This window comes from Sphingomonas sp. BK345, from assembly GCF_014193845.1.
In the GTDB taxonomy this organism is placed as follows: domain Bacteria; phylum Pseudomonadota; class Alphaproteobacteria; order Sphingomonadales; family Sphingomonadaceae; genus Sphingomonas.
The window spans coordinates 340,911-361,129 of record NZ_JACHZX010000005.1 but is presented as its reverse complement, the minus strand read 5'-3'; the positions used below and the strand labels follow the sequence as shown (position 1 = coordinate 361,129).

The 20,219-nt window shown below is 72.3% G+C and carries 23 protein-coding genes, 1 tRNA gene and 1 riboswitch; of the genes, 10 read left to right on the top strand and 14 right to left on the bottom strand.

Annotated features, from left to right (window positions below; genetic code table 11):
* Window positions 1-3 precede the first annotated feature (3 nt).
* Entirely contained in the window at window positions 4-1,353 is a 1,350-nt protein-coding gene (locus tag FHY03_RS16920) for a HAMP domain-containing sensor histidine kinase (protein WP_183925202.1), read from the top strand.
* A gap of 218 nt (window positions 1,354-1,571) precedes the next feature.
* On the opposite strand, the gene FHY03_RS16915 is transcribed toward FHY03_RS16920, so the two are convergent.
* From FHY03_RS16915 to FHY03_RS16905, 3 genes are read right to left on the bottom strand one after another with little or no spacing between them, the layout of a single operon-like run.
* Window positions 1,572-2,120 carry a DUF2497 domain-containing protein gene (locus FHY03_RS16915; protein WP_221190271.1) on the bottom strand — a complete coding sequence of 183 codons (549 nt, stop codon included), beginning with the start codon at window positions 2,118-2,120 and terminating at the stop codon, window positions 1,572-1,574.
* A 35-nt stretch (window positions 2,121-2,155) separates the two neighbouring features.
* Window positions 2,156-3,670 carry a TolC family outer membrane protein gene (locus FHY03_RS16910; RefSeq protein ID WP_260159336.1) on the bottom strand — a complete coding sequence of 505 codons (1,515 nt, stop codon included), beginning with the start codon at window positions 3,668-3,670 and terminating at the stop codon, window positions 2,156-2,158.
* Between the two features lie 13 nt (window positions 3,671-3,683).
* Window positions 3,684-4,355: a protein-L-isoaspartate O-methyltransferase gene (locus FHY03_RS16905; RefSeq protein WP_183931752.1), complete on the bottom strand. Its 672-nt coding sequence runs from the start codon at window positions 4,353-4,355 to the stop codon at window positions 3,684-3,686.
* Between the two features lie 156 nt (window positions 4,356-4,511).
* Here FHY03_RS16905 and FHY03_RS16900 point away from each other — a divergent pair.
* Window positions 4,512-4,585: transfer RNA gene (locus FHY03_RS16900), tRNA-Cys, on the top strand.
* Between the two features lie 11 nt (window positions 4,586-4,596).
* Here FHY03_RS16900 and FHY03_RS16895 read toward each other — a convergent pair.
* From FHY03_RS16895 to FHY03_RS16875, 5 genes are all read right to left on the bottom strand, one after another.
* On the bottom strand, window positions 4,597-5,370 hold the full coding sequence (locus FHY03_RS16895; protein WP_183931751.1) for an ABC transporter ATP-binding protein: 774 nt from the start codon (window positions 5,368-5,370) through the stop codon (window positions 4,597-4,599).
* The gene (locus tag FHY03_RS16890; RefSeq protein ID WP_183931750.1) at window positions 5,367-6,329 is read right to left on the bottom strand and encodes an iron ABC transporter permease; all 963 of its coding nucleotides are present in this window, start codon (window positions 6,327-6,329) and stop codon (window positions 5,367-5,369) included. Before FHY03_RS16890 ends, FHY03_RS16895 begins: the two co-directional genes overlap by 4 nt.
* The gene (locus FHY03_RS16885; RefSeq protein WP_183931749.1) at window positions 6,326-7,156 is read right to left on the bottom strand and encodes an ABC transporter substrate-binding protein; all 831 of its coding nucleotides are present in this window, start codon (window positions 7,154-7,156) and stop codon (window positions 6,326-6,328) included. The genes FHY03_RS16890 and FHY03_RS16885 overlap by 4 nt, the downstream gene beginning before the upstream one ends.
* A gap of 1 nt (window position 7,157) precedes the next feature.
* The gene (locus tag FHY03_RS16880; protein ID WP_311722065.1) at window positions 7,158-9,089 is read right to left on the bottom strand and encodes a TonB-dependent receptor domain-containing protein; all 1,932 of its coding nucleotides are present in this window, start codon (window positions 9,087-9,089) and stop codon (window positions 7,158-7,160) included.
* 111 nt (window positions 9,090-9,200) lie between these two features.
* Window positions 9,201-9,398: riboswitch (cobalamin riboswitch) on the bottom strand.
* Complete coding sequence (locus FHY03_RS16875; RefSeq protein ID WP_183925258.1) at window positions 9,397-9,810, bottom strand: (deoxy)nucleoside triphosphate pyrophosphohydrolase; 414 nt, start codon at window positions 9,808-9,810, stop codon at window positions 9,397-9,399. (Overlaps the previous riboswitch by 2 nt.)
* Before the next feature lie 45 nt (window positions 9,811-9,855).
* Between FHY03_RS16875 and FHY03_RS16870 the strand changes: the two genes are divergently transcribed.
* The gene (locus tag FHY03_RS16870; protein ID WP_183925191.1) at window positions 9,856-10,047 is read left to right on the top strand and encodes a Flp family type IVb pilin; all 192 of its coding nucleotides are present in this window, start codon (window positions 9,856-9,858) and stop codon (window positions 10,045-10,047) included.
* Window positions 10,048-10,197: 150 nt separating this feature from the next.
* Complete coding sequence (locus tag FHY03_RS16865; RefSeq protein WP_183925189.1) at window positions 10,198-10,365, top strand: Flp family type IVb pilin; 168 nt, start codon at window positions 10,198-10,200, stop codon at window positions 10,363-10,365.
* Between the two features lie 211 nt (window positions 10,366-10,576).
* On the opposite strand, the gene FHY03_RS16860 is transcribed toward FHY03_RS16865, so the two are convergent.
* The 4 genes from FHY03_RS16860 to FHY03_RS16845 are packed head-to-tail and all read right to left on the bottom strand — an operon-like array spanning window position 10,577 to window position 14,371.
* On the bottom strand, window positions 10,577-11,527 hold the full coding sequence (locus FHY03_RS16860; protein WP_183925187.1) for an acetyl-CoA carboxylase carboxyltransferase subunit alpha: 951 nt from the start codon (window positions 11,525-11,527) through the stop codon (window positions 10,577-10,579).
* 9 nt (window positions 11,528-11,536) lie between these two features.
* A complete protein-coding gene (locus FHY03_RS16855) occupies window positions 11,537-12,472 on the bottom strand; it encodes a tyrosine recombinase (RefSeq protein WP_183931748.1) in 936 nt (311 codons plus the stop codon).
* On the bottom strand, window positions 12,472-14,253 hold the full coding sequence (locus FHY03_RS16850) for a hypothetical protein (RefSeq protein ID WP_183931747.1): 1,782 nt from the start codon (window positions 14,251-14,253) through the stop codon (window positions 12,472-12,474). Before FHY03_RS16850 ends, FHY03_RS16855 begins: the two co-directional genes overlap by 1 nt.
* Window positions 14,234-14,371 (bottom strand): hypothetical protein, encoded by a 138-nt coding sequence (locus tag FHY03_RS16845; protein ID WP_165926994.1) that lies wholly within the window; start codon window positions 14,369-14,371, stop codon window positions 14,234-14,236. Before FHY03_RS16845 ends, FHY03_RS16850 begins: the two co-directional genes overlap by 20 nt.
* Before the next feature lie 97 nt (window positions 14,372-14,468).
* On the opposite strand from FHY03_RS16845, the gene FHY03_RS16840 reads away from it, so the two are divergent.
* The 3 genes from FHY03_RS16840 to FHY03_RS16830 are packed head-to-tail and all read left to right on the top strand — an operon-like array spanning window position 14,469 to window position 17,069.
* Window positions 14,469-15,020, top strand: a complete 552-nt coding sequence (locus tag FHY03_RS16840; protein ID WP_183925181.1) for a shikimate kinase — start codon at window positions 14,469-14,471, stop codon at window positions 15,018-15,020.
* Window positions 15,017-16,186 carry a 3-dehydroquinate synthase gene (aroB, locus tag FHY03_RS16835; RefSeq protein WP_183931746.1) on the top strand — a complete coding sequence of 390 codons (1,170 nt, stop codon included), beginning with the start codon at window positions 15,017-15,019 and terminating at the stop codon, window positions 16,184-16,186. The genes FHY03_RS16840 and aroB overlap by 4 nt, the downstream gene beginning before the upstream one ends.
* A 58-nt stretch (window positions 16,187-16,244) precedes the next feature.
* Window positions 16,245-17,069, top strand: a complete 825-nt coding sequence (locus FHY03_RS16830; RefSeq protein WP_183931745.1) for an alpha/beta fold hydrolase — start codon at window positions 16,245-16,247, stop codon at window positions 17,067-17,069.
* Window positions 17,070-17,260: 191 nt separating this feature from the next.
* Here the strand turns inward: FHY03_RS16830 and FHY03_RS16825 are convergent, their stop codons facing one another.
* Both FHY03_RS16825 and eno read right to left on the bottom strand, forming a co-directional pair.
* Entirely contained in the window at window positions 17,261-17,578 is a 318-nt protein-coding gene (locus tag FHY03_RS16825) for a septum formation initiator family protein (protein ID WP_258047973.1), read from the bottom strand.
* 44 nt (window positions 17,579-17,622) lie between these two features.
* Window positions 17,623-18,903, bottom strand: a complete 1,281-nt coding sequence (gene eno / locus FHY03_RS16820; RefSeq protein ID WP_183925175.1) for a phosphopyruvate hydratase — start codon at window positions 18,901-18,903, stop codon at window positions 17,623-17,625.
* 132 nt (window positions 18,904-19,035) lie between these two features.
* Here eno and FHY03_RS16815 point away from each other — a divergent pair, with 132 nt between their 5' ends.
* Genes FHY03_RS16815 through FHY03_RS16805 form a run of 3 tightly spaced genes read left to right on the top strand, consistent with a single transcriptional unit; the run spans window position 19,036 to window position 20,199 of the window.
* Window positions 19,036-19,581 carry a hypothetical protein gene (locus tag FHY03_RS16815; RefSeq protein WP_183931744.1) on the top strand — a complete coding sequence of 182 codons (546 nt, stop codon included), beginning with the start codon at window positions 19,036-19,038 and terminating at the stop codon, window positions 19,579-19,581.
* 4 nt (window positions 19,582-19,585) lie between these two features.
* Window positions 19,586-19,927: a phage holin family protein gene (locus FHY03_RS16810; RefSeq protein WP_183931743.1), complete on the top strand. Its 342-nt coding sequence runs from the start codon at window positions 19,586-19,588 to the stop codon at window positions 19,925-19,927.
* The gene (locus tag FHY03_RS16805; RefSeq protein WP_183925169.1) at window positions 19,924-20,199 is read left to right on the top strand and encodes a DUF3618 domain-containing protein; all 276 of its coding nucleotides are present in this window, start codon (window positions 19,924-19,926) and stop codon (window positions 20,197-20,199) included. Before FHY03_RS16810 ends, FHY03_RS16805 begins: the two co-directional genes overlap by 4 nt.
* The last annotated feature ends 20 nt before the right edge of the window (window positions 20,200-20,219 follow it).

The following is a 20,219-nucleotide window of genomic DNA, read 5'->3' as shown; positions in this document are numbered from 1 at the left end:
GAGGTGCACTGGCGCTCGACCACGGCGCGCTTCGCCGCGCTCGTCTTCCTGCTGCAAGTGGCCGCGGCGGCGACGCTGCTGCTGACGCTGCGCGCGATCGTGCGCGGCCAGGTGTACGATCGCGCGCTCGCCACCGAGGAGGTGTTGCGCCAGGACCTGCTCGCGATCCAGAGCGACGCGGGCACCGCCGGGCTGGCGCGCGCGATCGAGCTGCGCGGCGCGCGCCCCGCCCGCGCTGGCGCGGTGGTGCTGCTCGCTGACGCGGCGGGTAACCGGCTGGCGGGCAATCTCTCCGCCTGGCCGCCCAACATCTTCCCCGACGACGGCACGATCGCGGTAGAGCTGTACCGCCGCCGCCACGACGCGCCCGAGGCGATGCTGGTACGCGCGACGCGGCTGCCCGGCGGCGCGCGGCTGCTCACGGGCAGCGTGGTGGAGGGCGAGCGCCGCACCGTACGCCTGCTTGAGGCGGCGATGCTGGTGGCCCTGTCGCTCGCGATCGCCTTCGCCGCGCTCGCCGCCTGGCTGGCAGCGCGGATGATCGTCACCCGCCTCGACGACACGGTGACGACGCTGCGGGCCGTACGCGGCGGCGATCTCTCGCGCCGCGTCGCCGACGATCGCAGCGGCGACGCCTTCGCCCTGCTCGCCGACGCGGTGAACGCCACGCTCGACCGGCTCGACTCGCTGGTCAGCGAGCTGACGATCGCCACCGACACGCTGGCGCATGACCTCAAGTCGCCGCTGACGCGGCTGCGCTCGGCGCTGGAACGCGCCGCGGCGCAGGTCAGTGAGCCCGCTGCGCAGGAGGCGGTCGACCGCGCCCTCGGCGAGGGCGAGCGCGTGCTCGCGCTGGTCGAGACCGCACTGCGCATCACGCGCGCCGAGGCAGGCATCGGGCGCGAGTCGTTCGCGCCGGTCGACCTCGCCAACGAGCTGGAGCAGCTCGCCGAGATCTACGGGCCGCTCGCGGAGGATGCGGACCGCGCCATCCGTGTGGTCGCGCCGGAACCGCTGACGCTGCCGCTGCATCGCGAGCTGATCGCGCAGGCGCTCGGCAACCTGATCGACAATGCGCTGAAATATGGCGCCGGCACGATCACGCTGTCGCTCAAGATGACGCCGAATGCCGCTACCGTGAGCGTCGCCGACGAAGGTACCGGCATCGCGCCCGAGCATCGCGCCGTCGCGCTGAGCCGCTTCGGCCGGGTCGACGAGGCGCGGGGTGGCAACGGTGCCGGGCTGGGGCTCTCGCTGGTCGCTGCGGTGGCGCGGCTGCATGGCGGCAGCGTCACGCTCGACGACGCCGCGCCCGGACTAATGGTGGCGCTGGAGCTGCCGCTGCGGTCGTGAGGTGAGCGCGGGCTGTAACCCGATGGGACGAGGAGGCGGATGGGATCGTGCAACGGGCATGCCCGAAGGCCGGAGCTCAGATGCGGGACGCCGATGAGACCCACGACCTCTTTCGCAACTGGGCCTCGGCCATCGCCGGGCACGCAGGGTGGCTCGAGGTCGCGACCTACCGACCTGGCGCTCTACGCCTCCTGCGGCGTTGCTCCGGCCCTTCTCGCCTATCCCTGACCCGCGGTGATCTTGGCGATCTCGCGCGCGACCATCTGCTCGACCAGTCGCGGCAAATTGTGATCGAGCCAGTCGCTCAGCATCGGGCGCAGCATGTCGCGCACCAGCCCCTCGAGCGTGCCGTCGCTGTCGGGCTCGGGCTTGACCACCAACCGCGACAGCGCGCCGAGCGCACCCCGGGTCGCCTCGACCGTCGCCGGCGACACTGCCGGCTCGGGCACGGCCGCGTTGGCTGCCGGCGTCGATGCAGGGCCCGCCGCAGGCGGCGGCGCGAAGCTGGGCTCGGTCTGAGTGAAGCTCGGCGCCGGCGGCTCGGGCGCGCGCTGCTCGGCCGCGCGCTGCTCCGGGAAACGTGCGGGCTCGGGCGCGGGCGTCGGCGCGGCAAGCGAGTCGTTGAGCTCAAGGACATGGTCGCGATCGTGGCCGCCGAGCGGACGCGGCGCGGGGCGGCGCGGCGGCTGGGCCTCGCCCTCCTTGATCACGCGCTTGATCGAGGCGAGGATGTCCTCCATCGAGGGCTCGGCGTTCAGATCCGCCATCACTTGGTCCCCACAGCGTGTTTTCCCGCGCTAGATCAAGGGCGCGGCCGGTCCACACCTGTCGTCAACGCGGGTGATCTGTCAACATTGCTCTCGAGCAGAGGATCCAGCTCGCGGGTGACCGTGGCGTCCTGCGCACCGATCGCGGCGGTGCTGGCGGCGACCGGCTCGGCCGCGCGGGTGCGCGCGAAATCGTTGAAGCGCCCGCGCGTCGCGCGATAGTTGACGGTCGGGTCGTACAGCGCGCCGCCGTCGAGCCCGAGGTCCTCCGCCTCGGCATGGCCCATCGCCGCGAGCAGCGAGAAGCCCGCGACATAGGCGTCGCGTCGCGCGCTGACGAGCGTCACCTGGCTGTTGAGCAGCTCCTGCTCGGCGTTGAGGATGTCGAGGATGGTGCGCGTGCCGACACTGTTCTCCGCGCGGACGCCCTCCAGGCTGAGCTTGTTGGCGTTGACGGCCGCCTCGGCCGAGGCGATCACCTCGAGCGACGAGCGCCACACCGCATAGGCCGAGCGCGCCTGCGCCACCACCTGGCGCTCGGCGCCGGTGGCCTGCTCGATCGCCTGGCCGCGCAGTTCCTGCGCCTGGCGCAGCTGCGCCGCGACACGTCCGCCTTGGAAGATCGGCAGGTTGATTGAGGCGCCGATCGCGGTGGCGGTGCCGGTCTGGCCGACGCCCAGGCCCGCAGCGTTGCCGCGCCCGAGCGTGCCGAGATAGTTGAAGTAATTCTGTCCGATCGTGGCGCCGAGCTGCGGCAGGCGGCCCGCGCGCGCGACCTTGACGTCATAGTCGGTCGCCTCGCGCACCTTGCGCGCCGCGAGCAGGTTGGGATTGTCCTGCAGCGCGATCTCGACCGCGGCATCGGCGCTGTCCGGCAACTTGGGGAGCGCGGGCGGCTGCTCGAGCGTGCCCGGAGGAGCGCCGACGAGCCGGACGTAATTCTCACGGCTGGAGATCAGCGTCGCCTGCGCCGACTGAAGCTGCGCGCGCGCGAGGCTGAGCCGCGCCTGCGACTGCGCCACGTCGGTGCGGGTGAGGTCGCCTACCTCGAAGCGGTCGCGGCTGGCGCGCAGGTTGGTCTCCAGCACGCGCACGTTCTGCGCGTTGAGCGCGACGATCGCCTCGTCGCGGATCACGTTGTTATAGGCGCCGACCACATCGGTGAAGGTGCTCGCCTCGACGCCGCGCAGGTTGGCCAGCCCCGCCTCGACCCGCGTCTCGGCGGCGCGGACGCCGTATTTCACCCGTCCGCCCTGGTATATCGGCAGCGTCACCCCGGCCGAGGCGCTCAGCTGGCGCTCGGGCGTGGTGAAGCTGTTGCCGCCGCGCAGCAGGTTCTCGTTGAGTCCGGTCGAGGTCGACAGCACCGGCCGCCCGCCGGCGCGGGCGATCGGCACGTTCTCGTCGTTGGCGCGCTGCGCCGCGCGCTGCGCCGTCAGCGTCGGGTTGTTCTGATAGGCCTTGGCCAAGGCGTCGCGCAGCGTCTCCGCGGAGAGCGGCGTGCTCGCCAGTGCGAGCAGCGGGAGCAGCGGCAGCGAACGTCGGCGCAAGCGGATACCTCGATCAGAAGGTGAAGCCGCGCGGTTTGGCGAAACCGGGCAGGCGGACGGAGTCGATGTCGGCGAAGGGCGTCAGCGCGGTCGCGGCGCCGCGGTGCGCGCCGGCGGCGAGGCGGAACACGCCGCGCTCGATCAGCCCGGTCGCGATGCGCCCGCCGTCGACGACCTGGGTGAGCAAAGTCGACGGCAGCTCCTCGACCGCGCCGTCGACCAGCAGCACGTCATAGGGCGCGCCCGTGGCATGGCCCTGCGCGAGCGATGCTTCGACCACGGTCACCTTGGGCTCGTCCGCAAGCGCGGCGCGCGCGTGCGCGGCGAGATCGGGCGACTCTTCCACCGCGACGACCTCGGCGACGATCCGCGCCAGCACCGCCGCGGTATAGCCCGCCGCCGCGCCGATCAGCAGCACGCGATCGCTCGCGCGCAGCCGCGCCTCGACCAGCAGCCGCGCGGTAGCGAGCGGCGTGTTGAGCGCGCGCCCCTGCCCCAGCGCGATCGCGGTGTCGCGATAGGCCATCGCGGTCGATGCGGCGGGGACGAAGCGCTCGCGCGGCACTTCCGCCATCGCCGCCACCACACGCGGATCGGTCACCGCGACGGTGCGCAGCTGGCTCGCCACCATCGCCTGGCGCATCGCGGTGAAAACGTCGTCACGAAGGGTGGCTGCGGCGGTCATCGGACGTTCCTGTGACATAGCTGTTTTAGTAATGCAACACACGTTGCGCGTGGCGGGTTTGTATCGCGCAGCGGCGGCTTCGCCAATCACTTTGCCGCGCGGCGGTGCTTGACAGCCGGCCCCGCTGCCCGCAGATGCGCGCCTCCACGGCATCGAGGCGCGATGGCGGAGTGGTGACGCAGAGGACTGCAAATCCTTGCACCCGGGTTCGATTCCCGGTCGCGCCTCCAGATGCAGCGGCTCAGACCCGCCCCACCGGCACGATGTATCGCTCGCCCCCCGCGGTGACGCCCACCTCCACCGTCACCCCATAGGTCGCCGCGATCGTCTCCGGCGTCAGCACCGCCGAAGTGTCGCCTGCCGCCACCACGCGCCCGGCGCGCAGCAGCAAAACGGAGTCCGCCAGCCGTGCCGCGAGATTGAGGTCGTGGACCACCAGCACCACGCCCGCACCCGCCGCCGCGACCGCGCGGAGCCGCGCGCCGACGTCGAGCTGGTGCGCCGGGTCGAGGCTGGCGAGCGGCTCGTCGGCGAGCAGCCACTCGGGCTCCCCCGCCAGCACGCGCGCCAGCAGCGCGCGGGCGCGCTCGCCGCCGGAGAGCTGCTCGACCGGCCGCCCCGCCAGCGCGGTCATCGCGGTCGCCTCCAGCGCGCGCTCCACCGCGGCGCGGTCCGCAACGCCCGCCGCGCCGTGCCCGCGCCACGGCAGCCGGCCGAGCGCCACCAGCGCGCGCACGTCGACGTCCCAGTGCACGTCCGCCTGCTGCGGCAGGAAGCCGATGCGGCGGGCGCGCTCGCGCACGGGCAGCGCCGTCACGTCTTTGCCATCGAGCGTCGCCGCACCCGAGTCGGGGCGGCGCAGGGCGGCGAGGCAGGCGAGCAGGCTACTCTTGCCCGCGCCGTTGGGCCCGAGCAACGCGGTCACCCGCCCCGGCGCGAGCGTGAGCGTCACCTCCTCGAGCACGCGCCGGCCGCCGAGCGACAGCGTCAGCGCCTCGGTCGCCAGCGCGCTCATGCCAGCCGCCGGCGCAGCCGCAGCAGCAGGTAGAGGAAGAAGGGCGCGCCGAGCAGCGACATGGCGATGCCGAGCCGCAGCTCGCTCGCGCTGGGCACCAGCCGCACCAGCGTGTCCGCCACCGTCACCAGCAGCGCGCCCGCGAGCGCGCTCGGCCACAGCGTCGCGCCGGGGCGGTGGCGCGCGAGCGGCCGGACGAGATGCGGCACCATCAGCCCGACGAAGCCGATCACCCCCGCGGTCGCCACCGTTGCACCGACGGTGAGCGCGACGCCCAGCACGATCGCGCGCTGCAGCCGCCGCGGCTCGACCCCGAGCGAGCGCGCCGCGGTCTCGCCCAGCGTCAGCGCGTCGAGCGCGGGCGCGGTACGCGCCAGCACCGCGACGCCGAGCGCGACCAGCGGCAGCGCCAGCCACACGTCGTCCCAGCTGCGGTCGGTCAGCGCGCCCATGAGCCAGGTGACGATCTCGGAGGCGACGAAGGGCGTCGACGCCAGGCTGATCGCGAGCGCGGTGAGCGAGCCGGTGAGGCTCGTCAGCACCATGCCCGCGAGCGTGAACACGAGCAGGCTGGCCGAGCGCCCCGCGATCAGCGCGAGCAGCGCCATCGTCGCCGCCGCCCCCGCCAGCGCGAAGAGCGGCAGCAGCCAGGCTTGCGCGGCATAGCCGAAGAAGAGCGCGCAGACCGCGCCCAGCGCCGCACCCGAGGAGACGCCGAACAGTCCGGGGTCGGCGAGCGGGTTGCGCAGATAGCCCTGCATCGCCGCTCCCGCGACGCCCAAAGCCGCGCCGACGATCAGCGCGAGGATCGTGCGCGGCAGTCGCAGCTCGACGATGATGATCGAGCGCGGGTCGGCGCTGGTCCAGGCGTCGAGCGGGACCCACACCTTGCCCGCGGCGAGCGAGCCCGCCGCGGCGAGCAGCAGCGCGAGCAGGAGCCAGAGCGTCGCGCGGCTCATCGACGCTCCCCGAGCCGCGTGCGTGCGCCGCGCAGCACCGCCATCGCCTCGACGATCGTCGGCCCGCCGCAGTTCATCAGCCGCGCCGGGAAGGGCAAGGTGATGAGCCGCGGCGCGAGTCGGCGGAGCGCGGGATGGTGCTCGGCGCGCTCGCCCCCGCCCCCACCCGCGCCCTCGGCCGCGGCGACCGAGAAGAGCACGCGCGGCGGCGCGGCGACGAGGTGCTCGAGCGGCAGCACGTCCCAGCGCGCCAGCCCGTAGGTCGCGCTGGCGTTGCGGAAGCCGGCGCGGGTCAGCAGGTCGTCGGGCAGCGTGCCCGCGCCGGGCACCAGCCCGCCCGCGCCGAAGATCAGCGCGGGCAGCGGCATCACCCGAGACGGTCGCGCCGCCGCCTCGATGCGCGCCGCCAGCGCCGCGCCGCGCGCCGGATGACCAACGCGCGCGGCGAGGTCGCGCACCTGGGCGACGCTCTCCTCCACCGTCGTGGGCACCGCGAATTGCGCGAGCGGCACGCGCAGCCGCGCCAGCGCGGCCACAGTCGCGGGGGCGACATGGCCGCCGGCGACGACGAGGTCGGGGCGCAGCGCCACCACCTCCTCCGCGGTACCGGCGTTGGCCGGGTAGCGCCGCGCCAGCGCGAGCGGGATCGAGCTGGAGCGCGCGTCCTGCGAGTAAGCGCTGATCGAGGCGATCTGCGCGGGGTCGGCGACTCGCACCAGCACCGCGTCGAGGCAGGGATTGATCGACACGATGCGCGGCGCACGCGGCGTCGCGGCGGAGACCAGAGCGGGTGCCGCGAGCAGCAGAAGGGGAGCGCGTGCGCCCATGTCAGTAGCGCAGCCGCACCCCGCCATAGGCGGCGCGCCCGGGATTGCCATAGTCCACCGCCACGACGTAGCGCTGGTCGAAGGCATTCTCGAGCCGCGCGTACAGCTCGATCTTCTCCGTCAGTGGCAGCGCGGCGCGCAGGTCGGCGAGGACATAGCCGTCGAGCCGCACCTGGCCGACGTCGTAGCTGTCGCCGACCGCGGTGAGCGTCACCCCCGTGGAGAGGCCGAAGGGCCAGCGATAGTCGGCGTTGACGGTGGTGCTGTCACGCGGGCGGCGCAGCAGCGGCAGGCCGAAGCTCGCGCCGGGCGAGCGGTTCTCGCCGTCGAGATAAGTGTAGGCAGCGACGACGGTCACCGCCTCGACCGGGCGCAAGGTGAGCGCGAACTCCAGCCCCTGCGCGCGGGTGCGCGCGACGTTGTCGTAGATGCCGAACGGCCGCGCGCCGCAGATCGGCCCGTCCACCGCGGGGCTGCACGCGCGCGTGTTGATCAGGTCGCGCGAGACGCGGCGGAACCACGTCGCGCTCGCCTCCAATGCGCCATCGAGCGCGCGCTGGGTCACCCCCGCGTCCCACCCCTCGGATCGCTCGGGGCGCAGGTTCGGGTTGCCGGTGCTGCCGTTGAGCTGGAACAGGGTCGGCGCCTTGAAGCCCTGCGACCAGCTCCCGCGCAGCAGGGTGGCGCCGTCGTTGGGCGTCCAGGCGAGGCTCGCCGCGCCGACGGTGGCGCCGCCGAAGCGGTCATGGTCGTCGTGGCGCACGCCACCGGTCGCGGTGACTCCCTCGATCGGGGTGAGCGCGAGCTGGCCATAGAGGCTGAACAGCCGCGCCCGCCCGCGATCGGTGCTACCATAGCCGCGCGTGTAGAGCCGCGAGATCTCGCGCTCGGCGCCGAAGGTCGCGCGCACGACCGCACCGAGGTCGGCAACGCCCTGATACTCGATCCGGTGGTTCTGCCCCTGCGAGCGGTACGTCTCGCGCGGCGTCAGATCACGGTCGTAGCTGGTGCGCGCGATATCGGTCCGCGCATAGCCCAGCCGGTTGTGCAGCGCGCCGTCGAACAGCGCGACGTTGACGCCGCCGTAGCCGATCCACTGCTCGGCGTCGCTGTACTCGCGCGTGTCGTTGAAGGTGTAGTTCGGCGCCGGGAAGCCGTCGAACTCGGTGCGACCATTGGCATAGAAGCCGCGCAGGTCGACCGAGACGTTGCTCGCCAGCGTCGCCGTGACACTGGCGTTGCCGCCATAGTGTCGAAAGCCGTCGCGCTCGCTGCCGCGCGCGTAGGACGAGATGCCGTCGGTGGTGTAATAGCCGCCACCCAGGCTCGCTGCGATCGCGCCGGCACGACCCGAGACATTGGCGAAGGCCTGGCCAGTGCCCATCGAACCGCCCTCGGCCCGCGCGTTGACGCTCAGCCGGTCGGTCGGCTGGCGAGTGATCATGTTGACCACGCCGCCGATCGCCTGGCTGCCCCACAGCACCGAGGAGGCGCCGCGCAGCACCTCGACCCGCGCTATATTGCCAACCAGCAGCTCGCCGAAATTGAAGCCGCCCCCGGGTGCGGACGGGTCGTTGATCTTCACGCCGTCGATCAGTGCCGCCGTCTGGTCGCTCTCGGCGCCGCGGATGAACACCGAGGTGACGCCGCCGACGCCGCCGGTGCGCGCCACCGCGATCCCGGGGGTCTGTCGCAGCAGATCGGCGAGCACCACCGTCTGGCGCCGCTCGATCGTCGCGGTGTCGAGCACGGTCACCGCCTGCGCCACGGTGTCGGCCGGCGTCGCGGCGCGCGCGGCGGTGACGATCACGTCGTCGCCCGCGCGGGTCGCCTGCTCGAGCGCCTCGGTCGATTGCGCGCTCTGCGCGTGCGCTGCTGGCGCGAGCAGCAGCAGTGGCAACGCGGTCGCGATGCGGCGATAGGCTATGGTCACGTCTCCCCCCACACGGTCGCGGGCGGACGCGCGGCCCCGTGCCGCGGCACTGCCGCCCGATCGTCGTCACGCGAGGACAAGACCTCGATCGCCCGGCACACCCCGTCCGCGCGAAGGACAACCGCGACGGGCAGGTCTCCTGGCTCCCGGGTCAGTGCCCCGGCTCCGGCCTTCCCGGACCATCGGTCCAGTGGCACGCGCGGGAGAGGGCTCGCCGGTCACAGTTGCGGGGGCAGCGCCGGATCGCAGCCAAGCTACCGGCTTCCCTCTTACTTCCCCTCGCGGGGAACCTGTCGCGTCGGCGCCCCTAGGCCAGCGCGTCGCCGCGGGCAAGCGACTCGCGCAGCGCGGCGAGCAGCGGCACGTCGACCGGGGGCATCGACAGCGCGGCGAGCGCGGCGGGCACGTCCCAGCGCAGCGCCGCCGCGGCGAGCGGGCACGGCTCACCCGACCAGGCGCGCGCGACGTAGAGCAGCATCACCAGCGGACGCGCGCCGGGCGCGGCATCGGCGGCGAAGGACAGCGGCGCGAGCGCCGTGGGCGACACCGCGATGGCGAGCTCCTCGGCGAGCTCGCGCACCAGCGCGTCCACGGGCGCCTCGCCCGGCTCGACCTTGCCGCCCGGAAACTCCCACAAGCCGCCGTGCCGCTTGTCGACCGGACGCTGCTGCATCAGGCAGCGTCCTGCCGGGTCGATCAGCGCCGCGGCGACCACCAGCATCGTCATCGAACCGATCCTTAACCATCCATGCGCTACGATCGCGCCATGGCACGCCCTCGCACCCGACGCCCGCTCTTCTCGCGACTCGGCCGCGACGACCGCGGCGCGACGGCGGTGGAATATGCCCTCATCCTCGCCGCCGTCGCGCTGACGATCGCCGCGGGGCTCGGCCGCGTCTCCACCGCGCTGAGTGACGTCCTCACCACCGTGTCGACCAACCTTCTCGTCGGCCGCTGAGACAAGATCTCAACTAACCTGCCTGAAATTCTGAAATCATAGGAACAGGCTTAAGTGTTTCTCAACCGTGCCGCAGCTACACCGGACATCGCTGGAGCCTCAGAGGCTCATCGGCCGGGTAACTGAAGCCAATTTGTCTCGGAGATCGACATGCAGAAGATTCGCGCTTTCCTGAAGAACAACAAGGCCGCCACCGCGATCGAGTACGGCCTGATCGCCGCGCTGGTCGCCGTCGCCGCCATCAGTGCGATGAAGGGCCTGGGCAACCAGCTGAACAACACCTTCAGCACCACGACGAGCAAGATGGCCAACGCGTAATCCGCTGGTCCATCATTGTATGAAGGGCGGCGGGACCTCGGTCCCGTCGCCTTTTTCTTGTTCGATCCGCGGGCGCCGTGATCCTGCTGCTGCGACTACCCTCGAGTCAGTGACGCGCACAGCCTCACACCGGAGTCACCCTGACCTCGTTTCAGGATGACGGAGCAGGTTGCAGGCGAAGCCTTTTTTCTCCCTGATCGGGCGCCAAGCCTCAGCTCAGCCGGCCCATACGCAGGAATTTGTCGCGCCGATCCTGGCGCAGCGCCCCCGGCGTCAGCGGCGTCAGCTCGGCGAGCGCGCGCTCGATCGAATCGCCCAGCGCGCGGATCGCGCCCGCGGGGTCGCGGTGCGCGCCGCCGAGCGGCTCGGGGACGATCGAGTCGATCACGCCCAATCCCTTCAGATCTTGCGCGGTGACCTTCATCGCCTCGGCGGCATCGGGGGCGCGATCGGCGGTGCGCCACAGGATCGAGGCGCACCCTTCCGGCGAGATCACCGAGTAGACCGCATGCTCGAACATCAGCACGCGGTTGCCGCTGGCGAGCGCGATCGCGCCGCCCGAGCCGCCCTCGCCGACGATCGACGCGACCAGCGGCACGCCGAGCGCGAGACACGCCTCGGTCGAGCGCGCGATCGCCTCGGCCTGGCCGCGCTCCTCCGCCTGGATGCCAGGGAAGGCACCCGAGGTGTCAACCAGCGTCACCACCGGCAGCCCGAACCGATCTGCCAGTTCCATCAGCCGGATCGCCTTGCGATAGCCCTCGGGCTTGCCCATGCCGAAATTGTGCTTGAGCCGACTGGCGGTATCGTCGCCCTTCTCATGGCCGAGCACCATGACGCGCTGGCCGCGAAAGGTCGCGAAACCGCCGAGGATCGCCTGGTCGTCGCCGAACGCGCGGTCTCCGGCGAGTGGCAGGAACTCGTCGAACAGCCCGGCGACATAGTGGCGGAAGTGCGGGCGCTCGGGATGCCGCGCCACCTGGGTCTTCTGCCACGGCGTCAGCTTGGCGAAGGTATCCTTGAGCTGCTTGTCGGACTTGGCCTGGAGCTTGGCGATCTCCGCGGAGATGTCGATCGCGCCCGCGTCACCGGTGTCGCGCAGCTCGTCGATGCGCGCCTGCAGCTCGGCGATGGGCTTCTCGAAGTCGAGGAAACTAGGCATCGGCCGCAGCTAGTCGCGGTGACGCAACGCGTCAACGAGCGGGTGCCGCTCGTTGACCAGCTCGACCAGCCGGCTGCTGTCGACATGCGTGTAGATCTCGGTGGTGGCGATATCGGCATGGCCCAGCATCGTCTGGAGCGCACGCAGGTCGGCGCCGCCCTCCAGCAGGTGAGTCGCGAAGGCGTGGCGCAGCACGTGCGGGCTGATCCGATCGGGCGGGATCCCCGCTTCCGCGGCGAGCGCGCGCACCAGCTGGAACAGCCGCACGCGCGAGAGGTGAGTCGCCCCCGAGGGGAACAGGAAGGCGCGGTCGCTCGCGACATGCGCGCGCCACGCTGCCACCGCGGCGCGCGCGCGATCGGACAAGGGCACCAGCCGCTCCTTGCCGCCCTTACCGCGCAGGATCAGGAACGGCCGGTCGGGATGGATCGCGTTGCGCGGCAGCGACACCAGCTCGCTCGCGCGCAGCCCCGAGCCGTAGAGCAGCTCGATCAGCGCGGCCAGCCGCAAGTCGGTCGGGATCACGGGATCGCGCGCGAGTCGCTCGGCGATCGCGGCGAACAGCCGGTCGACGTCGGCGTGGCTCAACGTGCGCGGCAGCGCGCGACGCGTCGCCGGACGCGGCAGCGCCGGCGAGGGATCGTCGGGGCGCGCGCCCTCTTCCGCGAGAAAGGCGAAGAACCGCCGGAGGGCAGAGGCTTTGCGCGCGACACTCGCGCTGGCGAGCGCGGTCCAGCCGTCGGCGAGCCGGCCCAGCGCGGCGGCATCGGCGCGCGCCAGGCCGCCGTCGAGCGCCCCGGACGCCAGCGCGAGGTCCCGGCGATAGGCGGCGAGCGTGTTCGCCGCTGCCCCGGCTTGCGCCGCGAGCATCTCGAGAAAGCGCTCGATCGCCTGCCGGTCCTCGCCCGAGGCGCCCGCCCCGGTCGTGAGCCCGCGCCCGGCCATCAGAGCCGCGCGATCGCCTCGGCCGCGATCATCCGCGCCTCGCCGTCGAGCCCGACCGCGCGCAGCGCCGCGACGACGCGGTAGAGCGATGCCGCGGGCACCGTCTCCCAGCCGCGCGCCTGCAGACCGACCGCAACGAGCAACAACACGGTGCCCTGCTGGCGCGCCGCCACCGCCCGGTCGAGCGCGCTCGTCCAGCTGTCGGCGCGCGTGACCGGCACGCCGAAGCGCTCGCCCTCGTCTGCCAGGTCGGCGGCAGGCACCTCGCCAAGGCCGGCGAGCGCGGCGAAGAACAGCTGCTTCTTGCGCTCGGCATTCGCTCCACTCGGGGCATAGTCGCGCGGGTTGGCACCGCGCGCGCCGCCGTCGGGATCAGCCAGCAGCAGCATCGCCCAGGCGTCGCTGCCGGCGCGGACGTGGCCGCGCCAGCGTTGCGCGGTGCGGTCCAGCCCCGCACTCAGCATGGAGGCGACCAGCCGGTCGGCCTGCTCCACCTCGCCCGCCGGCAGCAGCCGCGCCGCGGCGCGCGCGGTGAGGATCAGCCGACCATAGCGCGCCGCCGGCGTCTCGGCCGCGTCCCACAGCCGCGCCATCGCGCCCAGCCGCGTGTCGAGGCTGTCGCCGACATAGGCATCGCGCAGGTCGTTGGCGGTACGCGCCAGCGGGGCGGGCACGTCGTCGCCGTCGGCCAGCGCCGAGTAGAGGTCGACCAGCGCTGCGGACGACAGCGCGCCCATCGCCGCCGCCCGGTCGGCGACTGCGGCACGCTCGGCGAGCGGGATCGCCGGCGCGAGCGCGCGCCATGCGGTCACCTGTGGGCCTACCGTGTCGTAGAGATCGGCCGGCACCGCCACGCCGGTGGCGGTGGCGAGGCCGAAGCGCCACGCGGTGAGCTGAGTCACCGGCGCCCACTCGATCGTGATCGCCTGCCGGCTGTCTAGCCCCGCCCCCATCACCTTCTGCGCGAGTTGCAGGTCGATGCCGGTGGCGACGCGGCGGCGGCGGATGTCGGCGAGTAGCGGCTGGGTCTTGCCGGTGCCGGTCAGGCCGGCACACATCGCGCGCGCGACGATCCAGCCGCGCTCGCTGTCGCCCGCGCCCGGCGCCAGCGCGCACAGCGCGGCGGGGTCGGCGGAAGCGAGCGCGGCCTGCATCCACACTTGGCGCAGCTTGGGGGTGACTCGGTCGAGATCGACCGACTGCGCCACGGCGCGCGCGGTGACCGACTCGCCCATGCGCAGCAGCAGCCAGGCGCGCTCGGCGGCGAAGTCGGCGCCGTTGACGTGCGCGGGCGTGACCAACTCTGCGGCGAGCAGCCGCCGCAGCGCGATCTGGAGCCAGCGCGACGGCAGCGGCGCCGACAGCCGCCGCATCAGTCGCTCGAGATAGCGGCCATCGGCCCCGGCGAAGGCGTCGGCGGCGAAACTGTCGCTGGGGCCAAGCTGCCCGAGCGACCGCCGCGCGAAGGCGGGCATTTCGTAGCGCGGTGCAGCCGGCGTGGGCGTCGCACCCGGCGTCGGCATCGACAGCGGCGGGAGCGGCGGCAGCGGGCCTGCCGGGGTGGTCGCCGTGACGCGCGGCGCGGTCGCGGGTACCGCGCCCGGCGCGGCCGACGCGGCTGCGGCCGCCGAGGGCGCCGGAGATGGCGTGGGCGTCGACGCGTTGTCGCCGAAACCGGGCGGCAGCAGCGATTCGGGGCTCTGCTGCGCCGCAGCGGCGGCACCGATCGCGAGCGCCGCGGCGCCCGCGACGAGCGCGCGCCTAGTTCGCGAGGTTGCCAAGCTCGACCGCCTTCTCGACCCGCGTCGTCGGCTGCTCGGTCGCGCGCCCGGCGAGGAAGAACAGGGCGCCGAGCACGATCACCAGCAACACCACCACCGAGACGATCAACCGAGACATGGATACCCCATCGCGCACGCGCCCAACCGCCCCGGGAGAAGCGCGCGGCGCGCACGCTGTTGCCGGGGCATGAAGGCGCTGTATAGCCCTGCCGACGATGTTGCAAAGCCCGCCTGCCCCGCGCGAACGAGGAGCCGCCTGGATCGGTCAGCCGATCGTGCTGGTCGGACTGATGGGCGCGGGCAAGTCCACCGTCGGGCGCCGACTGGCGACGCGGCTCGGCCTGCCCTTCGTCGACGCCGACACCGAGATCGAGATCGCCGCGGGCATGTCGATCAGCGACATCTTCGCGCAGTTCGGCGAGGCCTATTTCCGCGACGGCGAGCGCCGCGTGATCCAGCGCCTGATCGACGGTCGTCCGAAGGTGATCGCGACCGGGGGCGGCGCCTTCGTCAACGACGAGACGCGCGCGCTGATCCTGGCCGAGGCGCTGGCGATCTGGCTCGACGCGCCGGTGGAGGTGCTGGCCGAGCGCGTGCGTCGCCGCGACACCCGCCCGCTGCTGCGCGGGCGCGACCCGGCCGCGGTACTGCGCGACCTCGCCGCCGTCCGCAACCCGCTCTACGCGCTGGCGCATCTTCGCGTCGCCAGCGCCAACGCCCCGCACGAGACGACCGTGCGCGCGATCCTGGAGGCCCTGGGCAGATGAGTATCGAACAGACCGGCAAGCAGTCTGGCCGGGGCGCCACCGTCCCCGTGCGGCTCGGCGAGCGCAGCTATGACGTGGTGATCGAGCCCGGCCTGCTGACCCGCGCCGGCGAGTGGCTCGCGCCGCTGGCGGGTCGGCGTCCGCTCGTAATCGTCGCCGACGTCAACGTCGCCGACCATCTCGCCGCGCTGGGGGGCGCGCTCGACTCGGTCGGGGTCGGGCATCGCTCGATCGTGCTCCCCGCCGGCGAGGCGTCGAAGAGCTGGGCCACACTCGAGAAACTGACCGACCAGCTGCTCGCGCTCGGAGTCGAGCGCGGCGACCATGTCGTGGCGCTGGGCGGCGGGGTGATCGGCGACCTGGTCGGGTTCGCCAGCGCGATCCTCAAGCGCGGCTGCCGCTTCGTCCAGATCCCGACCACCTTGCTGGCACAGGTCGATTCGTCGGTCGGCGGCAAGACCGGGATCAACGCGCGCGCGGGCAAGAACCTGATCGGCGCCTTCCACCAGCCCCGCCTCGTGCTGATCGACCCCGACGTGCTCGACACCTTGCCCGCACGACAGGTCCGCGCCGGCTACGCCGAGGTGGTGAAGTACGGGCTGATCGACGACGCCGATTTCTTCGCCTGGTGCGAGCGCCACGGCGCCGCGCTGCTCGCGGGCGACCCGGCGGCGCGCACCCACGCCATCGCGCACGCGGTCGCCGCCAAGGCGCGGATCGTCGCCGCGGACGAGCACGAGACCAACGGCCGCCGCGCCTTGCTCAACCTCGGTCACACCTTCGGCCACGCGTTGGAGGCGGAGGCGGGTTTCTCCGACCGGCTGCTTCACGGCGAGGCGGTCGCCGCGGGTTGCGCGCTCGCCTTCGCCTTCTCGGCCGCGACCGGGCGTTGCTCCACGAGCGATGCCGAGCGCGTGGCGGCGCACTGGCGCACCAGCGGCCTACCCGACGGGCTCGCCGCGGCGGGCATCGACGCGCCGGCCGAGCGACTGGTCGAGCATATGCGACACGACAAGAAGATGGAGGCGGGCACCCTGCCCTTCCTGCTCGCGCGCGGCATCGGCCAGACCTATCTCGATCGCGACGTGGCGCTCGGCGAGGTGGAGGCGTTCCTCGCCGCGCAGCCGCGCACCGCGGTGAGCACTGCCGTGGGTGCGACCGACTGAGCGGAACGGGGCCGCGGCGCGGCGGTTAACGTGGCTTAGTTTCTGAAGGAACGAGCCCATGCCCTACGTGAAGACGCGCGACGGCACCGACCTGTACGTCAAGGACTGGGGCGAGGGCCGGCCCGTGGTGCTGATCCACGGCTGGCCGCTCTCGTCTGACAGCTGGGACCCGCAGATGAAGGCGCTGGCCGACGCCGGCTTCCGCGCGATCGCCTATGACCGCCGCGGCTTCGGCCGCTCGGGCCAGCCGTGGAGCGGCTACGATTATGACACGCTCACCGACGACCTGAACGACGTGCTCGAGGCCGCCGGCGCGACCCAGGACGTCACGCTGGTCGGCTTCTCGATGGGCGGCGGTGAGGTGGCGCGCTACCAGTCGCGCTACGACGGCAAGGGCGTGATATCGGCGGCGCTGATCAGCTCGGTCGTGCCCTATATGCTCAAGACCGACGACAATCCCGACGGCGTGCCCGAGGACACGCTGCAGGGCATCGCCGACGGCATCCTGAAGGATCGACCGAACTTCTTCCGCACCTTCTTCAAGGACTTCTTCGGGGTAGGCTATGTCACCAGCCCGGTCAGCGAGGCCACGCTGGACTGGGCGTGGCGGCTGGCCATGCAGGCCGGGCTTCAACCGACGCTGAAATGCGCCGAGAGCTTCGGCCACACCGACTTCCGCGGCGACCTCCCCGCCTTCCGCGTGCCGACGCTGGTGCTGCACGGCACGGGCGACAAGACGGTGCCGATCGACGCGAGCGCCCGGCAGGCGGCGCGCGGTATACAGGGCGCGCAGCTGGTGGAATATGACGGCGCCCCGCACGGCCTGTTCGCGACCGAGGGCGAACGCCTGACGCGCGACCTGCTGACGTTCCTGGGGAGGTGAGAGCATAGGGCGAGCGCGAGTTGTTCGGAGCGCTCCCTTGTTCTCATAAAGCTGTGCGCCCCGGCGAAGGCCGGGGCCCAGTTGGGACGCCCTCTGTGACGACTCACAATCGTCACCCACATGAGCCCCGGCCTTCGCCGGAACGTACAGCTGCGGGGTGAGCCTGCCGTCACCCTCACGACGTCATCCCCTCACTTCAGCGGGACGATCACCTCGTCGGGATGCGCGACGTTGAGTTCCTTGCGCACGAGCTCATCGACCATGTCAGGATTGGCGTGGCGCGGGTCGAGCAGCGCGACGCGATTGCGCAGCATCTCGCGTCGCGCGTCGAGCGCGGAGAACTGCCGCTCGCGCGCGGCCAGCTGGCGCTTGTAATCGCCCAGCGCGAGCACGCCGTTCGGACCCAGGATCGCATAGGCGCCGAAGAACAGCATGATCGTCACCGCCAGCGCGGGCAGCGCGGCGGAGCGGAGCGTGGTCCGGAGACGATCGGGTTTGCGGGCGGGCATGGCGACGCGATTCTCGCGCGCCGCCACGTCCTTGGCAAGCCCCCTCAGCGCGAGCGGAGCACGTCGCGTCCGGCGTAGCGCGCCACGTCGCCTAGCTCCTCCTCGATGCGGATCAGCTGGTTGTACTTGGCGAGCCGGTCCGACCGCGCGAGGCTGCCGGTCTTGATCTGGCCGCAGTTGGTGGCGACCGCGAGATCGGCGATGGTCGAATCCTCGGTCTCGCCCGAGCGGTGCGACATGACGGCGGTGTAGCCGGCGCGCTCGGCCACCCGGATCGCCTCCAGCGTCTCGCTCAGCGTGCCGATCTGGTTGACCTTCACCAGCAGCGAGTTGGCGAGGCCCTGGCGGATACCGTCGCGCAGCCGCTTCGGGTTGGTGACGAACAGATCGTCGCCGACCAGCTGCACCTTCTTGCCGATCGCGTCGGTCAGTGCCTTCCAGCCCTCGAAATCGTCCTCGGCCATGCCGTCCTCGATCGAGAAGATCGGGTAGCGCGCCGCGAGATCGGCCAGATAGTCCGCCATCGCGCCCGGCTCGAGCGTGAGGTTCTCGCCCGAGATGACGTACTTGCCGTCCTTGAAAAACTCGGTCGCGGCGCAGTCGAGCGCGAGCATGACGTCGTCGCCCGGCGTGTAGCCGGCGCGCTCGATCGAGGTCATGATGAAGTCGAGCGCGTCGGTGGTGCTGGCGAGATTGGGCGCGAAGCCGCCCTCGTCGCCGACCGCGGTGGCGAGGCCCTTCTCGCTCAGCCCCTTCTTGAGCGTATGGAAGATCTCCGAGCCGCAGCGGACCGCCTCGGCGAGCGACTCCGCGCCGACCGGCACGACCATGAACTCCTGGAAGTCGATCGGATTGTCGGCATGCTCGCCGCCGTTGATGATGTTCATCATCGGCACCGGCAGCACGTGCGCGGCCACGCCCCCGACGTAGCGGTAGAGCGGCAGCCCGCGCGCGTCCGCGGCCGCCTTGGCGACCGCGAGGCTGACGCCGAGGATCGCGTTGGCGCCAAGCCGGCCCTTGTTCTCGCTGCCGTCCAGCTCGATCATGGCGTGATCGACCTCGAGCTGGTCCTCGGCGTCGAGCCCGACGATCGCCTCGGCGATCTCGCCGTTGATCGCCTCGATCGCGCGCTCCACGCCCTTGCCCGACCAGCGCGCCTTGTCACCGTCGCGCCTCTCCACCGCCTCGTGCGCGCCGGTCGAGGCGCCCGAGGGCACCGCGGCGCGGCCGAAGCTGCCGTCGTCGAGCAGGACGTCGACCTCGACGGTCGGGTTGCCGCGGCTGTCGATGATCTGGCGTCCGTGCAGGTCGATGATTGCGGTCACGTAACGATCCTCTTAGCTTGCTGCCCCAACGGCGACGCCGCCGCGTGTAGCGATCACCGCGTTAGGCTGCAACGCGAGGGAACCCCGGCCACCCGCGCCGGTTGTTCGACTTCGACCAGGGAAGGATCGATCATGGCCGACCAGCAGGACCGCGATACCGCGCAACCGATCAACGACGGCGATATCACGCCGCCGCCCGCGAACGCGAACTTCACTCCAGCCGCGCCGCTCAAGGACGCCGGCGTGGATTTCTCGCCCGAGAGCGGCGTGAACGAGGATAAAGACGAGGCGGGCACCTCCGTCGCCGGCGCCAAGCAGGCACTTCTCGACAATGTCGCCAAGGGTCGCGAGCAGGCGGCCGACAAGGCGCGCCTCTTCGCCGAGGATGGCAAGGCCAAGGCGAGCGACGCGCTCGGCCAGCTGTCGCAGCTGCTGCGCGACGCGGCGCAGCAGGTCGACGACAAGTTGGGTGAGCAATACGGCCAATATGCGCGCGGCGCCGCCGATCGCGTGCAAGGCATCACCAGCGCGATCGACGGGAAGAGCGTCGACGACCTGCTCGCCGACGCGCGCGAGCTGGTGCGCAAGAGCCCGGCAGCGGCGGTGGGCGTCGCTGCGGGCGTGGGCTTCGTCGTCGCGCGGCTCCTGAGCGCGGGCCTCGATCAACGCGACGCCTGACCCGATGGACCTTCGTGAACCGGTGATCGGGGAACCCAGCATCCCCCATCTCGTCGCGCGGCTCACGCACGATGCGCGCGACGTGGCGCGTGCTGAGATCGCGCTGGCCAAGGCTAAGGCGGGCGCAGCGGCGACCCGCTACAAGAAGGCGGCGGTGCTGTTCGCGGTGGCGGGCGTGCTCGCGCTCGCCGCGCTGATTACCCTGCTGGTCGGCCTGGTGCTGTCGCTGGCGACCCTGATCGGGCCCGGCCTCGCCACCGCTGCGGTGGTCGGCGCCGTGCTGCTCGTCGCCCTCGTGCTCGCGCTCGCGGGGCGCTCGCGGTTGGCCGCGAGGCCGGGCGCATGAGCGGCGCCGATCTCACCGCCGCCGAGGCGCGCGCGGCCGAGGCGCGGGCGCGGCTCAACGGCACGGTCGAGGCGCTGCAAGCCGAGCTGGAGCCGCGCCGGCTCGTCACCGTCGCCAAGGCAGAGGTCCTCGACGGCGGCAATCGCGCCGCGCGCGCCGGTCTCGAGGCGGCTCGACGCAATCCCGCGACTGTCGCCGGCGCCGGCGCGCTGCTGCTCGCGTTCCTCAACCGGAAGCGGATCGCGCGCGTGCTGAGCAGGAAGAAATCGTGACATCAATATCGTCCGCCAGG

Excerpts from the sequence above, each read along its gene's own strand:
- FHY03_RS16915 (WP_221190271.1), bottom strand. The coding sequence starts at position 2,120 with ATGGCGGATCTGAACGCCGAGCCCTCGATGGAGGACATCCTCGCCTCG.
- FHY03_RS16905 (WP_183931752.1), bottom strand. The coding sequence starts at position 4,355 with ATGACCGCCGCAGCCACCCTTCGTGACGACGTTTTCACCGCGATGCGC.
- FHY03_RS16895 (WP_183931751.1), bottom strand. The coding sequence starts at position 5,370 with ATGAGCGCGCTGGCGACCGAGGCGCTGACGCTGTCGCTCGGCGGCCGG.
- FHY03_RS16890 (WP_183931750.1), bottom strand. The coding sequence starts at position 6,329 with ATGAGCCGCGCGACGCTCTGGCTCCTGCTCGCGCTGCTGCTCGCCGCG.
- FHY03_RS16885 (WP_183931749.1), bottom strand. The coding sequence starts at position 7,156 with ATGGGCGCACGCGCTCCCCTTCTGCTGCTCGCGGCACCCGCTCTGGTC.
- FHY03_RS16875 (WP_183925258.1), bottom strand. The coding sequence starts at position 9,810 with ATGCTGGTGGTCGCCGCGGCGCTGATCGACCCGGCAGGACGCTGCCTG.
- FHY03_RS16870 (WP_183925191.1), top strand. The coding sequence starts at position 9,856 with ATGGCACGCCCTCGCACCCGACGCCCGCTCTTCTCGCGACTCGGCCGC.
- FHY03_RS16865 (WP_183925189.1), top strand. The coding sequence starts at position 10,198 with ATGCAGAAGATTCGCGCTTTCCTGAAGAACAACAAGGCCGCCACCGCG.
- FHY03_RS16860 (WP_183925187.1), bottom strand. The coding sequence starts at position 11,527 with ATGCCTAGTTTCCTCGACTTCGAGAAGCCCATCGCCGAGCTGCAGGCG.
- FHY03_RS16855 (WP_183931748.1), bottom strand. The coding sequence starts at position 12,472 with ATGGCCGGGCGCGGGCTCACGACCGGGGCGGGCGCCTCGGGCGAGGAC.
- FHY03_RS16845 (WP_165926994.1), bottom strand. The coding sequence starts at position 14,371 with ATGTCTCGGTTGATCGTCTCGGTGGTGGTGTTGCTGGTGATCGTGCTC.
- FHY03_RS16840 (WP_183925181.1), top strand. The coding sequence starts at position 14,469 with ATGTTGCAAAGCCCGCCTGCCCCGCGCGAACGAGGAGCCGCCTGGATC.
- aroB (WP_183931746.1), top strand. The coding sequence starts at position 15,017 with ATGAGTATCGAACAGACCGGCAAGCAGTCTGGCCGGGGCGCCACCGTC.
- FHY03_RS16830 (WP_183931745.1), top strand. The coding sequence starts at position 16,245 with ATGCCCTACGTGAAGACGCGCGACGGCACCGACCTGTACGTCAAGGAC.
- FHY03_RS16825 (WP_258047973.1), bottom strand. The coding sequence starts at position 17,578 with ATGCCCGCCCGCAAACCCGATCGTCTCCGGACCACGCTCCGCTCCGCC.
- FHY03_RS16815 (WP_183931744.1), top strand. The coding sequence starts at position 19,036 with ATGGCCGACCAGCAGGACCGCGATACCGCGCAACCGATCAACGACGGC.
- FHY03_RS16810 (WP_183931743.1), top strand. The coding sequence starts at position 19,586 with ATGGACCTTCGTGAACCGGTGATCGGGGAACCCAGCATCCCCCATCTC.
- FHY03_RS16805 (WP_183925169.1), top strand. The coding sequence starts at position 19,924 with ATGAGCGGCGCCGATCTCACCGCCGCCGAGGCGCGCGCGGCCGAGGCG.